Raw genomic sequence first — 12924 nt, 5'->3', positions numbered from 1 at the left:
TTAGGATGTGTGACCGGATCGGACCCGTCCACCGCTCGGGCGATCCGGAGCAGGCGAACCCGCCTGAAAGGACCCTCATGGCACTCGAGAACGACACCCTGGCACCCGACTTCGAACTGGCGAACCAGTTCGGCGAACTCGTCAGGTTGAGTCAGTTCCGCGGCAGTTCGGCTGTCGCCCTCGTCTTCTTCCCGCTGGCGTTCTCGGGGACCTGCACAGGGGAGCTGTGCGAGCTCCGCGACAACCTCAGCCTGTTCACGGACGACCAGGTCACGCTCGTCGGCATCTCCGTCGACTCCAAGCACACGCTGCGGGCGTGGGCGGAGCAGGAGCAGTACGGCTTCCAGCTGCTCGCCGACTTCTGGCCGCACGGCCAGGTCGCCAAGGAGTACGGGGTGTTCCTGCAGGAGAAGGGGTTCGCGAACCGCGCGACCTTCCTCATCGACCAGCAGGGCATCATCCGTGAGAGCTTCATCACGGCGCCGGGCGAGGCTCGCTCGCTCGCGGCCTACCGCGCCGCGCTCGAAGAGCTGCGTCAGCCGGCCTGAGCCGTCTCCCGCGCCGATCGATCCGGTTCGCCGGGCGTTTCAGCCGGTGATGGCGATCTCGGGCGCGCGCTCGTACCGGATGAACCGGTAGGGGACACCCGTGCGTGATTCCGACCAACCGTGTGCCGGGTCGATCGTGACCGGCACCCACTCCTCGCCGATCGTGGGCGCGAAGGTGTCGCCGGCGACATCGAGGTCGAGTTCGGTCACCTCGAGCCGGTCGGCGAGCGCGAGCGCTTCGGCGAAGAGACCGGCGCCGCCGGTGACCCACGCCTGGCCGTTACCGGCGAGCTGTGCCGCTTCGAACGCGTCCTCCAGGGAGTGCGCGACGATGGCGCCGTCGGCGGACCAGGAGTGATCACGCGTGACGACGATGTTCGGGCGTCCTGGGAGCGGACGGAACCGCGGGGGGAGTGAGTCCCAGGTGCGTCGTCCCATGATCACCGCGTCCGACCCGGTGAGCGCCTTGAAGTGCGCGAGGTCCTCGGGGACGTGCCAGGGCATGTCGCCGTCGGCACCGATGACGCCGTTGTGGGCCTGAGCCCAGATGAGCGCCAGGCTCATACGGCGACGGCCGCGCGGATGGCGGGGTGGTGCTGGTAGTCGACGATCTCGAGGTCGTCGTACTCCACGTCGAAGATGCTGTCGCGCTGCGTGTTGATGCGCAGCCGTGGGTAGGGGAACGGTGCGCGCGTGAGCTGCTCCGTCACCTGCTCGACGTGGTTGTCGTAGATGTGGCAGTCGCCGCCCGTCCACACGAAGTCGCCGACCTCGAGGCCGACCTGCTCCGCGACGAGGTGGGTGAGGAGCGCGTAGCTGGCGATGTTGAAGGGGACGCCGAGGAAAAGGTCTGCGCTGCGCTGGTAGAGCTGGCAGGAGAGCTTGCCGTCGGCGACGTAGAACTGGAAGAAGGCGTGGCACGGGGCGAGCGCCATGTTGGGGATGTCGGCGACGTTCCACGCGGAGACGATGATCCGGCGCGAGTTCGGGTCGGTGCGCAGCTGGTCGATGACCTGCGAGATCTGGTCGATGTGCGAGCCGTCGGGGGTCGGCCAGGACCGCCACTGCACACCGTAGACGGGGCCGAGTTCGCCCTGGTCGTCGGCCCATTCGTCCCAGATGGTGACGCCGTGCTCCTGCAGCCAGCGGACGTTGCCGTCGCCGCGGAGGAACCAGAGGAGTTCGTAGGCGATGGACTTCCAGTGCACCCGCTTGGTGGTGATGAGCGGGAAGCCCTGGGAGAGGTCGAAGCGGAGCTGGCGGCCGAACACACTGCGCGTGCCGGTTCCGGTGCGGTCGCCTTTGGCGGCGCCGTGCTCGAGCGTGTCGCGCAGGAGGTCTTCGTACGGGGTGGGGATCGTCGTATCCATCCCCTCGATCGTACGGCCAGCGACCGTCACCGCGCCCGACCGATCGTCCGGTGTCGTGTCGGAGCCATGAGGCCGGGGTTGTGGAGCGTTCCGGCTTCGACAGAGACTCCGGCTAGACTCGACGAGTCGCATCGGATGATTCCATCCGGTCGCGGGCCTTTAGCTCAGCTGGTAGAGCGCCACGTTTACACCGTGGATGTCGTCGGTTCGATCCCGGCAGGGCCCACCGAACAGCGGCTTCGAGATCAAGGCCACCTCGAGGCTTTCCTCTCGAGCCGCACACCTCTCCTGGCTGGACACGCCGTGCGTGGGACACGTTCCCCTGGCGTCCCCATGCGGAGCAGACCTGAGCTCGCTCTCGCCCGCATCACCGGGGGTCAGACCAGTACGGCGAACGCCATGGCGACCGTCGACGCCGACATCGCGGCGGAATGCAGGCGATGACTGCGCGTGGGGCGGGAGCGGAGAGCGATCACCGACGAGACCACGGTCCCCACCATGACTCCGGCTGCAAGCATTCGCGGCGCACCGTGGGTGCTTCCGTGCGGATGTGCGGAGAGCTCGGAAGCCGCTGTCAGGTCGCCTCCCGTGGGAGCCGACATCACGAGGATGAGCGTGGCCGTTGAAAGCAGCCCGAAGGCCACATGCGCCGACACGACCCCGTCTCCGCGTCGCCGGACTGCATCCACGGCGGGCGCGAGGCGGACGCTGATGGCAAGCGCGATCGCCGTCGAGAGCATCACTGCGAACCACACCACCGCAGGCAGGAGGCTGATCGTCATCGCGTCGAGCATCCCGGTGGTCATGATGATGACGGCGGCGATGTCCATGACACTGACGTCGCGCCGAACGCCGATCAATGAACCCGCGCCGAGCACAGCCAACGACAGTGCCCCGACGTGGACGAGGTCGCTCATCGTCAACGCACCGGGTTTCGACCGCCCAGGACGCCGACATGACGCCATTCGGCGTCGACGACGTCTGCCGGCGCTGCGGCGGCGAAGGACAGAGCGCCGACTTCGACGTCGAGAGCGACCGTCAGCTTGGTCTCCCAGCGGAGGTGCTCAGGCTCCTCCGGCCTGGCCCGCACCGAGATCGGCGCGTCGGGGATGGCACCGAACGCAAGAGCTCGTTCCCGGTCGTCGACGGTTCGAGCAAGATCCGCGGCATCCGTCAGACACTGGTACCGAGGCACACTCGTGGTCTTGTACGGCGAGTACTCGCCGGCGGCGAGTGTCTTGTCGAGGAAGTGGTTCGTATGAGCCAGCGTGCGGCCGCGCGGAACAGGCAGCACCGCGACCCCCGCGGGGGAGACCTCGACGGCTGCGGCCTCGGCCGTCTGGCCGTCGAAAGCCGCGACGGTCAGGACGCTCGATGCTGCGAGCGGGACGCTGCGCGCGATCTCGACCGCGTCTGCGACCGTCGATGCACGGTCGAGGACCATGCGGGCGAGCACGTGCACCGGTACGCCCGTCTGCGATCCGTCGGATCGATGATGGAGGATGTTGAAGTGGAGCCCGAGGCCTCGGTCGTTCACGCCGATCTTCGCCGGTTGGCCGAATTCGCAGAAGGTCACGACACTCGTTCCGGAGGCCGACCGCAGGCGCCGTACCACGGTCTCGTTCGAGAGCGTCTCGTGCCAGTCCCACGTCTGGAGGGTGCGGGGTGCACTCGCGGCCTCGGGCACGTGGACGATGGTCGAGCATTCCATCGAGGGGGTCATTCGTGCCAGGATCTCGGTCCGAGCCGTCAACAGGTGCACGTCGGTCGACGAGAGACCGCTGCCGTCGGCGATACCGACGAACTCGTCGGCGATCTCCGGTGCGTGAGTCTCGATCATCGCCCGGCATCCGTCAGCGATCGCGCGGGCGCGCTCGGCCGGAACACCGGATTGCGCGAAGAGTCTCAAGTAGGAGTCACGGGCCGCAGTGAGCTGAGGCGACCAGCGGGCACCGAACCGACGTCCTTCCTCCTGGGGCCCCGCGCCCTCCGCAGACCATTCGTGGATGATCATCGGTGACCTCCGACGCGTTCGACGAGCTCGGCGACGTCTCCATAGGGACAGCCTCGTGCACGGGAGGCCGCCGCAACGCGCTCCCGAACCTCGCGTGGCTTGTCCTGACTGAGCTTGAAGACGGCGCGCTGCTCGATGAGCTCGAATCGGAAGGACACGATCCCTCCGACGATGCGCTCGAACGTGGGCAGCGAGCTCTCCATGTCCCACTCCGTCGGTTCGAGCCGTTCGAGCTCCTCGACGGTGCGGGTGACGACGTACATGCCGTCGCCTGGGCCGTCGAGCACGGTCACCCTGGCCGTGAGATGCACGGCTGCGTAATCCCACGTCGGGACGTTGGGGTCGTCGGCGTAGGTGGTCGGTGAGACGTAGCCGTGGGGGCCGGAGAACACCAGCAGCACCGGGTCGCCGTCGGTGAGCTGCCGCCACTGCGGATTCTTCCGCGCGATGTGGCCGAGCATCACGCCGCCGACGAAGCCGCCGTCCGACGCCATCCGCTCGATGATCACGGGCGTGTGGGTGACGGTGGGTGCACCGCCTGCCCCACCACCGTTGGTCACGACGAGCGCGAACGGGTGCAGGCGTACCAACTCGGTCACCTCGTGCTGTGACGGCGCGAGGTACTTCTCGAATTCGTACACGGTCAGCCCGCCGCGCAGAGGATCGCGTCCCACGCCGTCTCACCCGCGAGGGTGGCGACGGCGGTGGAGTTCAGCGAGAGTCGACCCCGGGAGGTGGCGGGGTTGTCCGGTAGGGCGACCTCATCGGTCGTCAACGCGAAGAGCGTGTCGCCGTCGAGCGGGGTGTGGAAGGGCTGGATCCCGCGGTGCATCGAGCTGTGCACCTGCAGACCGAACTGCTTGAGCTCGGTGTCGCTGAGCTGGACGTTCGTGACGACGGCGGTGATCGTGGTGTTGCCGGACATCGAGTCGACGAGCCGGGATTCCCCGATGGCCTCCTCATAGTCGAGCGCAGGATGGCGGCGCTCGCCGGTGGTCGCGTCGTAGTTGCCACGGATGATCCTGCCGGAGCGATCGAGGATCACCCCGTAGGGGTTGAGCACCGTCACGACGAGGACCTTCACGCCACCCACCTGACGGAAGGCGACGCCCTGGCCGGTGAACTCCACCCGCGCCGGGTCGACCTTTCCGGACGACGCCGAGGCACCGCCGCCGACCCGGCCGACCTCGACGACGCCCTGACGCGCGGCCTGCAGAGCGGCCTTGCCCAGCGCGGTGTCGGGGAAGACGGCGTTCTCGCGCACCGAGTAGTCGTAGATGATGGCCCCCGATACGAGCTGCAGCTGGTCGAAACCGGAACGGTGGCCGGCCCGCTCGAACAGTGCCTCGGACACGCCCGCGACGGCGGAAAGGCCGTACACCGAGCCCCCGGCGAGGCAGATGGCGTGGTTGTACCCGTACAGGCCGCTGGCACCGACGGCACCTCCGCGGCGGTCGGTGAACGTCCGAGCGCCGGTAGGAATCGACAGCACCGTCGCTCCGGTCGGACCCTCGGCGTACTCGGCGGTTCCGAGGAGGACGCCCGGGAAGTCGTACTCGACCTGACCGCGGTCGGTGCCGTGCACGGGGGAGAGGGCGTAATCGCCGTTGGATGGGCGCGGTCCTGCAGCGAGGACGGGGGCGAGACGGTGGGTGTCGGTCACGATGAGAGCTCCTGGAACAGTTGACGCGAATAGGGATGGCTGGGCAGGTCGTAGAAGACCTCGGTCGGGGCGTCCTCGACGATCTCTCCGGCACGCATCACCGCCACGTGGTGTGAGATGTAGCGAACGGCTGCCAGGTCGTGCGAGATGAAGAGGGCCGCGAAGCCGTGCTCCGCCTGCAGATCCTGAATGAGGTTGAGGATCTGCGCCTGCACCGAGACGTCGAGCGCACTGACGGCCTCGTCGAACACGATGAAGGCGGGATGGGTCACGAGTGCGCGCGCGACGCTCACCCGCTGCAGCTGTCCTCCCGAGAGCTGGTGGGGCCGGCGAGTCGCGAACGAGGCCGGTAGGCCGACGCTCTCGAGCATCGCCAGCGCGCGCTCCTCCGTCGACGGCGTACGACGCTCGTGCACGAGCACGGGTTCGAGCACTGACGACAGCACGGTCGAGCGCGGGTCGAGTGCCCACCGCGGATGCTGCAGGACCGCCTGCATCCGGCCCGCACGGGAACGCATGCTCCTGGCGAGCGGCGCTCCCTGGAACCGCACGGCTCCGGAGTCGGGGCGCCGCAGCCCGAGCGCCACGGACCCCGTCGTCGTCTTACCCGAGCCGGACTCGCCGACCAGGCCGAGCGTCTCACCGGGTGCCACCGAGAACGAGACGCCGGACATGGCCCTGATCGCCCGCCGACCCGCTCCGAAGCCGGATGAGAATGCGACGCTGACGTCGTCGAATTCGACGACCGGAGTCACCGAGGTAGCGCTCATGCCGACACCTCCTCTGCCCGGATGAGCCCTGATCGCCGATCCGCCAGCACGAGGTCCGTGGTGCGGATGCAGAGGCTGTGCCGTGGTGACACGGGCTCGGGCCTGACGGACCCGCACGCATCGATCCGGTGGGCGCAGCGGGGGGCGAAGGCGCAACCCGTCGCCTCGCCGTGCAACACCGGAGGGGAACCGGGGATGCTCGAGAGGCGCTCTCCCCGCTTCGCGCGGGAGGGATCGGTCGCTGCGAGCGCTCGGGCGTACGGGTGGACCGGGGTCCCCAGCACGGCGGGTGCCGGACCACGTTCGACGACCCTGCCGGCGTACATGACGGCCACCTCATCGCACCAGCGGGCGACTGCCGGCAGGTCGTGGCTGAGCCACAGGATGGTCGTGCCCTGGTCCTTCGCCTGAGCGAACAACAGCCGGATGACCTCTTCACGCACCTGGCTGTCGAGTGCGGCGGTCGGTTCGTCGGCGATCAGCAGCCGGGGGCGCCGGCACATCGCCATGGCGATGGCCACACGCTGAGCCATCCCACCCGAGATCTGGTGAGGAAAGAGCCGGATGACGCGCGTGGGATCGGTGATCTGCATGCCTTCCAGCAGCTCCACCTGGCGGCGGGCGGAGCAGTCGTCGCCCACAGCGCGGAGCACGAGCTTCAGCTGGGCGCCGATGCGCATCGTCGGGTCGAGCGAGCCGATCGGATCCTGGGCGATGTAGGCGAGCGTGTCGCGTCGGTAGCCGCGCAACGCGTCGTCGTCGAGAGCGAGCACATCGATCCCGTCGACCTCGAGCCGACCGCTGAGGATCCGCGCGGAACGCGGCTGCAGGCGACCGATGACGGAGGCGAGCGTCGACTTGCCGGACCCCGACTCACCCACGAGCGCGACCGAGCTGCCGTCGGGGACGTCGAGGTCGACCCCGTCGAGGGCCCTGACCGTTGTGGCCCCGGTGAACTCCAGTGCCAGATCGCTGATGCGTACGGCGGTCATCTGAGGGACCTCGTCTCTCGCGGTTCGAATCGGTCACGGAGGCCGTCGCCGATGATGTTGATGCACAGGATCGAGACCACCAGCACGGTGCCGGGGACGATCACGAGCTGGGGAGCCTGGGTCATGTAGAGCATCCCCTGTTGGATGAGCAGCCCGAGGGAGGCCTCGGGAGCCTGCACGCCGAAGCCGAGGAAACTCAACCCGCCCTCGACGAGGATCGCGACGGAGAGCGCGTAGCTCGCCTGCACCGCGATCGTGCCTGCGATGTTCGGCAGCAGACGCCGCGCGAAGATCACCGGGGTGCGAACGCCGCTGATCCGTGCCGACACGACGAAGTCCCGTTCGGCCACGGCGCGCGTCGCGATGCGCACCACTCGGGTCATGAGCGGGATCGTGATGACGACGATGCTGATGATCGCCGCGGGGCGGCCGGGGCCGAGCAGTGCGGAGACGAGGATCGCGAGCACGAGTGCGGGGAACGCGTAGAGCACGTCGGCGACGCGCATCACCACCTCGTTCACCGCACCGCCGTAATAGCCGGCGAGCATGCCGAGCACGGTGCTCACCACCGCTGAACAGACGACCGCGACGATCGACACGACGAGCGTGGTCGTCGTGCCCTGGAACAGCCGGGGGAGGAGCGAGCGTCCGAGGTTGTCAGTGCCGAATGGCGCGAGCGCGGAAGGGCCCTCGAGTCGGCCGCCGACCGTCGCGGTCGTCGAGCCGGCCAGGCCCGTGAGCACGGCGATCACGGTGATCACGACCACGAGGCCGAGCACGACGATCGCGGCGCGCAGCACGGTGTCACTGCGACGCCAGGCGATGCGAGTCGCGTCACCTGCCGCGCGGACGCGGTGCGTGGCTGTGGGGGTGACGGTCATCGGCGGCTCCCTCCGGTCAGGCGCAGACGGGGGTCCAGCGCGTTGGCGATGAGGTCGACGAGCATGCTCGCGACGATGAACACGATGGCGGCGAGCAGCACCGCGCTCTGGACGATCGCGTAGTCGCGTCGCCCGAGTGCTGTCTGGAGGTACGAGCCCATGCCGGGGATGTCGAACACGAACTCGACGATCACGGTGCCGCCGAGGAGGACGGCGACGAGGGCGCCGACGATCGTGAGGATCGGAGCTGCGGCGTTGCGCAGCACGTGGTGACGGATGATGAACCAGGGGGTCTCGCCGCGCGCCACGGCGGCCTGCACATGCGGTTCGACGAGCACGTTCATCACGGCATCCCTCGTGTTCCTCGCGACCACCGCGACACAGCCGACGGCGAGCACCGTGATCGGCAGCACGAGCGCCCCGAAGAAGCGAACTGGGTCGACGGCGAACGGTGCGAACCGGCCGATCGAGACGCCGAGCCCCAGGCTCGACGCTGCGAAGACCACGACGCCCGCGAGCAGGAACTCGGGGATGCTGATGCCGAGAGCACTGACGACCCGGCCGAGGGCACCGGCCGAACCCTCCGACCGCTGAGCCGCGAAGAAGCCGAGCGGGATCCCGACCACCAGGGTGACGACGATGGTCAGGAGCGCGATGGTCCCGGTGACGGGCAGGCGTGCGACGAACTCGTCGGTGACGGACACGTTCGACACGAACGAGTAGCCGAGATCACCCGTGAGGACGCCGAACAGCCAGTGGAAGTACTGCGCGACCACCGGGTCGTCGAGCCCGGACTCGGCCACCGCCTGGGCCCGCTGCGCCTCGGTGGCGAGCGGACCCAGGACGAGGTCGGTGTAGTCGCCCGGCATGAGACGGACGGATGCGAAGATCAGCACCGATACGATCACGAGCGTCACCAGCGCGGCGCCGATGCGCCGGAGCGACCACAGGACGACGGCCATGTCAGCTGGCGCGGAACTGCGTGATGTACCGCAGGAAGTTGCCGTAGCCCTCGTCGCTGCCGAGCGTCGGCGACAGCGACTCGGTGTTCCATCCGATGGTGGACGGACGCAGGACCAGCGGCACCATCTCGCTCTGCTCGTCGGCGACGGCGCAGAGGTCCTCGAACACGGCAGCCCGGTCGGCCCCCGGCTCGGTCGCGTATCCGTCCGCGATCAGGCCGTCGAGTCCGTCGGAACCCTGCATGAGGACGGACGAGAACCCGGCGACCTCGGGGTTCCACCAGGTCGTGACCATCGCAGGGTCCGCATAGCCGGCGAACCAGCTCAGCGCGAGGTCGAAGGTCGCGGGGCTGCCGTACACCTGATCCGAGTAGGTGGCGTAGTCGACCTGCTGGATGTCGACCGTCACGCCGATCTCGGCGAGGTTCTGCTGCATGACCTGCGCGATCTGGGCGAGGACCGGCTCATCCGTGTACACGACGAGGTCGAGATCGAGGCCTCCGACCTTGTCGATCACGGCTTTCGCCGCTGCGACATCGTGCGCGGCGGAGGGGAGGTCCTCGGCGACGCACGAGTCGGGGAGCCCCGCGGGGGTGACGCCGGTCGCCGCGGTCGAACCGCCGAACGCGAGCTCGTTGATCGCGTCCCGGTCGATCGCGCTGTTGATCGCGAAGCGCACGTCCTCATCCTGCAGCGCCTCATCGCCGGTGAGGGAGTTGATCATGAGGTAGTGGAAGTCGGTGTTCTTCTGCCCGACGACGCTGACGTCCTGCGCGTTCGCGAGGAGTTCCGCCGAGTCGATGGAGTTGAGCACGGCGAAGTCCGCCGATCCGTCTCGCAACGCGGCGGCCCTGGTCGCCTCGTCGCCGACGATGTCGATCGTGAGCGTCGAGAAACCCAGCGAGGCGGCGTCGGGGTGATGCTCGTTCGGCTCGAACGTCCACTCCTCATCCTGCCGGTGCGCGGTGGCGACCAGTGGGCCGGTTCCGACCATCTTGGTCGCGATGTCGATCTCGCCCGAGTCGATCTCGGCCATCGGCAGCACGGCGGCGGGGGTGTTCGCCAGCGCGGCGAGGAAGGGGGCATACGGCTCCGACAGGGTGACCGTGACCTCGAGATCGCCGGTCTCCTCGATCGAGGCGACCGGGCCGAGCTGACCCGTCCACGTGGTCGGGGTGTCGATGAGGCGCTGGAGGCTGCCGGCGACATCGGCAGCCGTCATGGGGCGTCCGTTCGAGAAGACCGCGTCGTCGGCGAGGGTGAAGACGTACTCGGTGTCGCTCGGCGTCTCCCACGAGGTGGCGAGCGACGGCGCGACGTCGAGGTTCTCGTCGATCGTCGTGAGGGTCTCGTATGACAACCCCTCCAGCATCCACGAGCGTGCGGTGGCCGCACCCTGCGGGTCGAGACCTGCGGCCTCGGCGGTGTCGTAGTCGACCTGGACGACGAGGTCACCACCGCCGTCGAACGCCTCGTCGGCGACGGCGAGGAAACCCGGTGCCGCTTCTTCCTGTGTCGGTCCGGCGTCCGGTGAGGCGCCGGTGGTGCATCCGGTGAGTGCGAGGACGGCGACGGCGGACATCGCCACCCCCGCACGAGCTGCGATGTGCATGTCGGTGATTCCCTTCGGGATGCCGGACCACGGCTGATCAGCCATGGTGCGACGACGGGTGGACGGAGAGGTGATGCGGGCGGTGCTCGGTGTGCGCAGAGCCGGTGTCCTCGTGAGCGCAGGCGCATGCGGTGGGGGAGGCCGGGACGTCGAGGGTCGGGTTCCGGTCGAAGAAGTCGTGGGGTTTGAGGGTGAACCCGCACGTGTCGACAGGCATGATCGGCCAGTCTTCGGTGCGAGGGAAATGGGTGAGGCCGAAGGTGTGCCAGAGCACGAGGTCGGCACCGTCGAGCGAGGCGTCGTCCGCGACGAAGGCGGGGAGGCCTTGTTCGGGCGCGCTCTGATTGACCACGTCGCCGGCGGGGTAACGCTCGTCCGGGTCATAGGCGGTGACCCACAGATCGGACGTCGCGAACCGTGCACGCGACGCGATCACCGACTCGGGCTGCGCCAGCAGCACCGGCTTGCCCTCCGGCGTCAGGACATAGGAGGTCGGGCGGCCCAGTCGGTTCCTCGCGGTCGCGCTGCTCACGCGCCAGGTGCGGTCGACGGTTGCGTTCGCGCGGCGGCGTCCCTCCTGTTCGCTCCGCAGCCGGGTGGTGGTGAATCCGATCGCACTGCCGTGAACGTTGTCGTCGTCGATGGGCAAGGTTCTGACGTCGATCTCGTCGATGACGGCCGGACCGTCGTCCACCGCCATGTCGAGGCGGGCGCAGAACAGGTGCTGGTGATAGGGAGCGGCGAGACCCGGGGCCAGTTCGCTCGCGAACCGAGCGGTCCGCTCGTCGTAGGTGGCGGTGAAGACGAGGCCGGTGGCTTTGGCCTCGAACTCGATCTTGCCGTCGAGGTAGAGGTACCAGTAGAAGCCGTAGTCGTAATTGCCGACGGTGACGAAGAACGAGATCACCAGGCGGCGCTGTCGGCGCACGTCGCTCGATCCGGTGAACTGCTCCGTGTGCTTCCAGAGCACCCCGGCATCCTCCTCGTGGATGCAGATCGCGTTCGGCAGGACCTTGACCTCGCCGCGTGCATCTGCGATCGGCACGTCGAGGTAGGTGATGTCGCCGACGCAATCGCAGCCGAGTTCGAGCGAGTTCACCAATCGGCCGAGCTGGTACTCGCCGGTGTCGAAGTAGTTCTGCCAGAAGCGCACCGGCCCCGGGTCTCCGTAGGGGACCAGCATCTCCGCGATCGACGCGCGGTGCACGATCGGACGCACACGTCCGTCGTCCTCGAAGCCGATGCCGTGCAGGATGAGACCCTCGCGCATGTCGTAACCGATGCGCAGCGACCACTTCTCCCACGAGATCACGTCGCCGTCGAACGAGAAGCTCGGTCCCTCCGGCTGGGTGATGACGATCGGCTTCTGCGTCGTTCGTTCGGGGCCGAAGGTCCCGGGGATGTGGTAGTCGGCCGTCTCCTGAGGGATCGGCATCACGCCGGTGTCGATGACGTCGACGACCGTCCTGCTCGCGAGATCGACGTAGGCGACGAGACCGTCGATCGGGTGCGCCCAGGGCATGGTCTGCGGGGTCGGCTGGTGGTGTCCGAGCACGCGAGCCAGTCGGCGTCCGCGCTCGCCTTCGATCGGATACCGGCCGGCGGAGAGTCCGGCGAGGGCCACCGTGCTCGGGTCGTCGATGCCTCGGGCCGAGAGCGCGGCGGTCCAGCGCGCGTCGGCTCCGATGAGCTTTCGGATGACCTCGTGCTCCTCCTGCAGCAGCGGAACCTGGCCGTCGAGCTCGGGGTCGATGTCCACGTCCTTCGCGAGGGTGGCGGAATCGAGGTCGACCGAGAGTGCCCGCGCGCGTCCGCTGTCGACGTCGAGGAGCTGCACCCGCGCGCGCCGGGGGACGGAGCGCCCCGTGGCGACCTCGGTACGGTCGGGCTCGTCGAGTCCGACGTAGGCGATGCGATGCTCGTCGTCGAGTGCGCCTTCGGCGCGGAGGATCCCGGCGACACGCTGCAGCTCGTCCGCCGAGAGCGTCGCGTAGGGCGCGCCGGACCCGTCGCCGAGGCGGCGCGAACGTTGGACGTGGTCGGACGGGGAACAGGCGCAGTTCATGGAGTCTCCATCGGAAGTCGGTGCCGGAACGTCTGGCTGCCGGAACG

Annotated in this window: 13 protein-coding genes and 1 tRNA gene; 2 read left to right on the top strand and 12 right to left on the bottom strand. The window is 68.5% G+C overall.

The window, feature by feature from the left end:
• Positions 1 to 77 precede the first annotated feature (77 nt).
• Positions 78 to 548, top strand: coding sequence for a peroxiredoxin (locus QRN44_RS10900; protein ID WP_064293656.1), 471 nt, complete (start codon positions 78 to 80; stop codon positions 546 to 548).
• A gap of 39 nt (positions 549 to 587) precedes the next feature.
• Here the strand turns inward: QRN44_RS10900 and QRN44_RS10895 are convergent, their stop codons facing one another.
• Positions 588 to 1112 (bottom strand): dihydrofolate reductase, encoded by a 525-nt coding sequence (locus QRN44_RS10895; protein ID WP_121290928.1) that lies wholly within the window; start codon positions 1110 to 1112, stop codon positions 588 to 590.
• Positions 1109 to 1918 carry a thymidylate synthase gene (locus tag QRN44_RS10890; RefSeq protein ID WP_121290926.1) on the bottom strand — a complete coding sequence of 270 codons (810 nt, stop codon included), beginning with the start codon at positions 1916 to 1918 and terminating at the stop codon, positions 1109 to 1111. The genes QRN44_RS10895 and QRN44_RS10890 overlap by 4 nt, the downstream gene beginning before the upstream one ends.
• 153 nt (positions 1919 to 2071) lie before the next feature.
• Between QRN44_RS10890 and QRN44_RS10885 the strand changes: the two genes are divergently transcribed.
• Positions 2072 to 2144 (top strand) — tRNA-Val (locus tag QRN44_RS10885).
• 151 nt (positions 2145 to 2295) lie between these two features.
• Here the strand turns inward: QRN44_RS10885 and QRN44_RS10880 are convergent.
• The 10 genes from QRN44_RS10880 to QRN44_RS10835 are packed head-to-tail and all read right to left on the bottom strand — an operon-like array spanning position 2296 to position 12877.
• Positions 2296 to 2835, bottom strand: coding sequence for a hypothetical protein (locus tag QRN44_RS10880; protein ID WP_121290924.1), 540 nt, complete (start codon positions 2833 to 2835; stop codon positions 2296 to 2298).
• A 2-nt stretch (positions 2836 to 2837) separates the two neighbouring features.
• Positions 2838 to 3932 carry a C45 family autoproteolytic acyltransferase/hydrolase gene (locus tag QRN44_RS10875; RefSeq protein ID WP_121290922.1) on the bottom strand — a complete coding sequence of 365 codons (1095 nt, stop codon included), beginning with the start codon at positions 3930 to 3932 and terminating at the stop codon, positions 2838 to 2840.
• On the bottom strand, positions 3929 to 4573 hold the full coding sequence (locus QRN44_RS10870) for an FMN-binding negative transcriptional regulator (protein WP_158596577.1): 645 nt from the start codon (positions 4571 to 4573) through the stop codon (positions 3929 to 3931). The genes QRN44_RS10875 and QRN44_RS10870 overlap by 4 nt, the downstream gene beginning before the upstream one ends.
• Before the next feature lie 2 nt (positions 4574 to 4575).
• Positions 4576 to 5595, bottom strand: coding sequence for a P1 family peptidase (locus QRN44_RS10865; RefSeq protein ID WP_285039140.1), 1020 nt, complete (start codon positions 5593 to 5595; stop codon positions 4576 to 4578).
• A complete protein-coding gene (locus QRN44_RS10860) occupies positions 5592 to 6365 on the bottom strand; it encodes an ATP-binding cassette domain-containing protein (protein WP_121290919.1) in 774 nt (257 codons plus the stop codon). Before QRN44_RS10860 ends, QRN44_RS10865 begins: the two co-directional genes overlap by 4 nt.
• The gene (locus tag QRN44_RS10855) at positions 6362 to 7357 is read right to left on the bottom strand and encodes an ABC transporter ATP-binding protein (RefSeq protein ID WP_121290917.1); all 996 of its coding nucleotides are present in this window, start codon (positions 7355 to 7357) and stop codon (positions 6362 to 6364) included. Before QRN44_RS10855 ends, QRN44_RS10860 begins: the two co-directional genes overlap by 4 nt.
• The gene (locus QRN44_RS10850) at positions 7354 to 8238 is read right to left on the bottom strand and encodes an ABC transporter permease (RefSeq protein WP_121290915.1); all 885 of its coding nucleotides are present in this window, start codon (positions 8236 to 8238) and stop codon (positions 7354 to 7356) included. Before QRN44_RS10850 ends, QRN44_RS10855 begins: the two co-directional genes overlap by 4 nt.
• The gene (locus QRN44_RS10845) at positions 8235 to 9200 is read right to left on the bottom strand and encodes an ABC transporter permease (RefSeq protein ID WP_121290913.1); all 966 of its coding nucleotides are present in this window, start codon (positions 9198 to 9200) and stop codon (positions 8235 to 8237) included. The genes QRN44_RS10850 and QRN44_RS10845 overlap by 4 nt, the downstream gene beginning before the upstream one ends.
• A 1-nt stretch (position 9201) precedes the next feature.
• Positions 9202 to 10857, bottom strand: a complete 1656-nt coding sequence (locus tag QRN44_RS10840; RefSeq protein ID WP_285039139.1) for an ABC transporter substrate-binding protein — start codon at positions 10855 to 10857, stop codon at positions 9202 to 9204.
• Positions 10850 to 12877 (bottom strand): primary-amine oxidase, encoded by a 2028-nt coding sequence (locus QRN44_RS10835; RefSeq protein WP_121290908.1) that lies wholly within the window; start codon positions 12875 to 12877, stop codon positions 10850 to 10852. The genes QRN44_RS10840 and QRN44_RS10835 overlap by 8 nt, the downstream gene beginning before the upstream one ends.
• Positions 12878 to 12924: the final 47 nt, after the last annotated feature.

It is taken from the genome of Plantibacter sp. lyk4-40-MEA-4 (genome assembly GCF_030209415.1).
In the GTDB taxonomy this organism is placed as follows: domain Bacteria; phylum Actinomycetota; class Actinomycetes; order Actinomycetales; family Microbacteriaceae; genus Plantibacter; species Plantibacter flavus_A.
Note: the sequence above shows the minus strand (reverse complement) of the source record. Positions and strands in the feature narration are given on the sequence as shown.

Excerpts from the sequence above, each read along its gene's own strand:
- QRN44_RS10845 (WP_121290913.1), bottom strand. The coding sequence starts at position 9,200 with ATGGCCGTCGTCCTGTGGTCGCTCCGGCGCATCGGCGCCGCGCTGGTG.
- QRN44_RS10875 (WP_121290922.1), bottom strand. The coding sequence starts at position 3,932 with ATGATCATCCACGAATGGTCTGCGGAGGGCGCGGGGCCCCAGGAGGAA.
- QRN44_RS10900 (WP_064293656.1), top strand. The coding sequence starts at position 78 with ATGGCACTCGAGAACGACACCCTGGCACCCGACTTCGAACTGGCGAAC.
- QRN44_RS10855 (WP_121290917.1), bottom strand. The coding sequence starts at position 7,357 with ATGACCGCCGTACGCATCAGCGATCTGGCACTGGAGTTCACCGGGGCC.
- QRN44_RS10890 (WP_121290926.1), bottom strand. The coding sequence starts at position 1,918 with ATGGATACGACGATCCCCACCCCGTACGAAGACCTCCTGCGCGACACG.
- QRN44_RS10840 (WP_285039139.1), bottom strand. The coding sequence starts at position 10,857 with ATGGCTGATCAGCCGTGGTCCGGCATCCCGAAGGGAATCACCGACATG.
- QRN44_RS10850 (WP_121290915.1), bottom strand. The coding sequence starts at position 8,238 with ATGACCGTCACCCCCACAGCCACGCACCGCGTCCGCGCGGCAGGTGAC.
- QRN44_RS10835 (WP_121290908.1), bottom strand. The coding sequence starts at position 12,877 with ATGAACTGCGCCTGTTCCCCGTCCGACCACGTCCAACGTTCGCGCCGC.
- QRN44_RS10895 (WP_121290928.1), bottom strand. The coding sequence starts at position 1,112 with ATGAGCCTGGCGCTCATCTGGGCTCAGGCCCACAACGGCGTCATCGGT.
- QRN44_RS10880 (WP_121290924.1), bottom strand. The coding sequence starts at position 2,835 with ATGAGCGACCTCGTCCACGTCGGGGCACTGTCGTTGGCTGTGCTCGGC.
- QRN44_RS10860 (WP_121290919.1), bottom strand. The coding sequence starts at position 6,365 with ATGAGCGCTACCTCGGTGACTCCGGTCGTCGAATTCGACGACGTCAGC.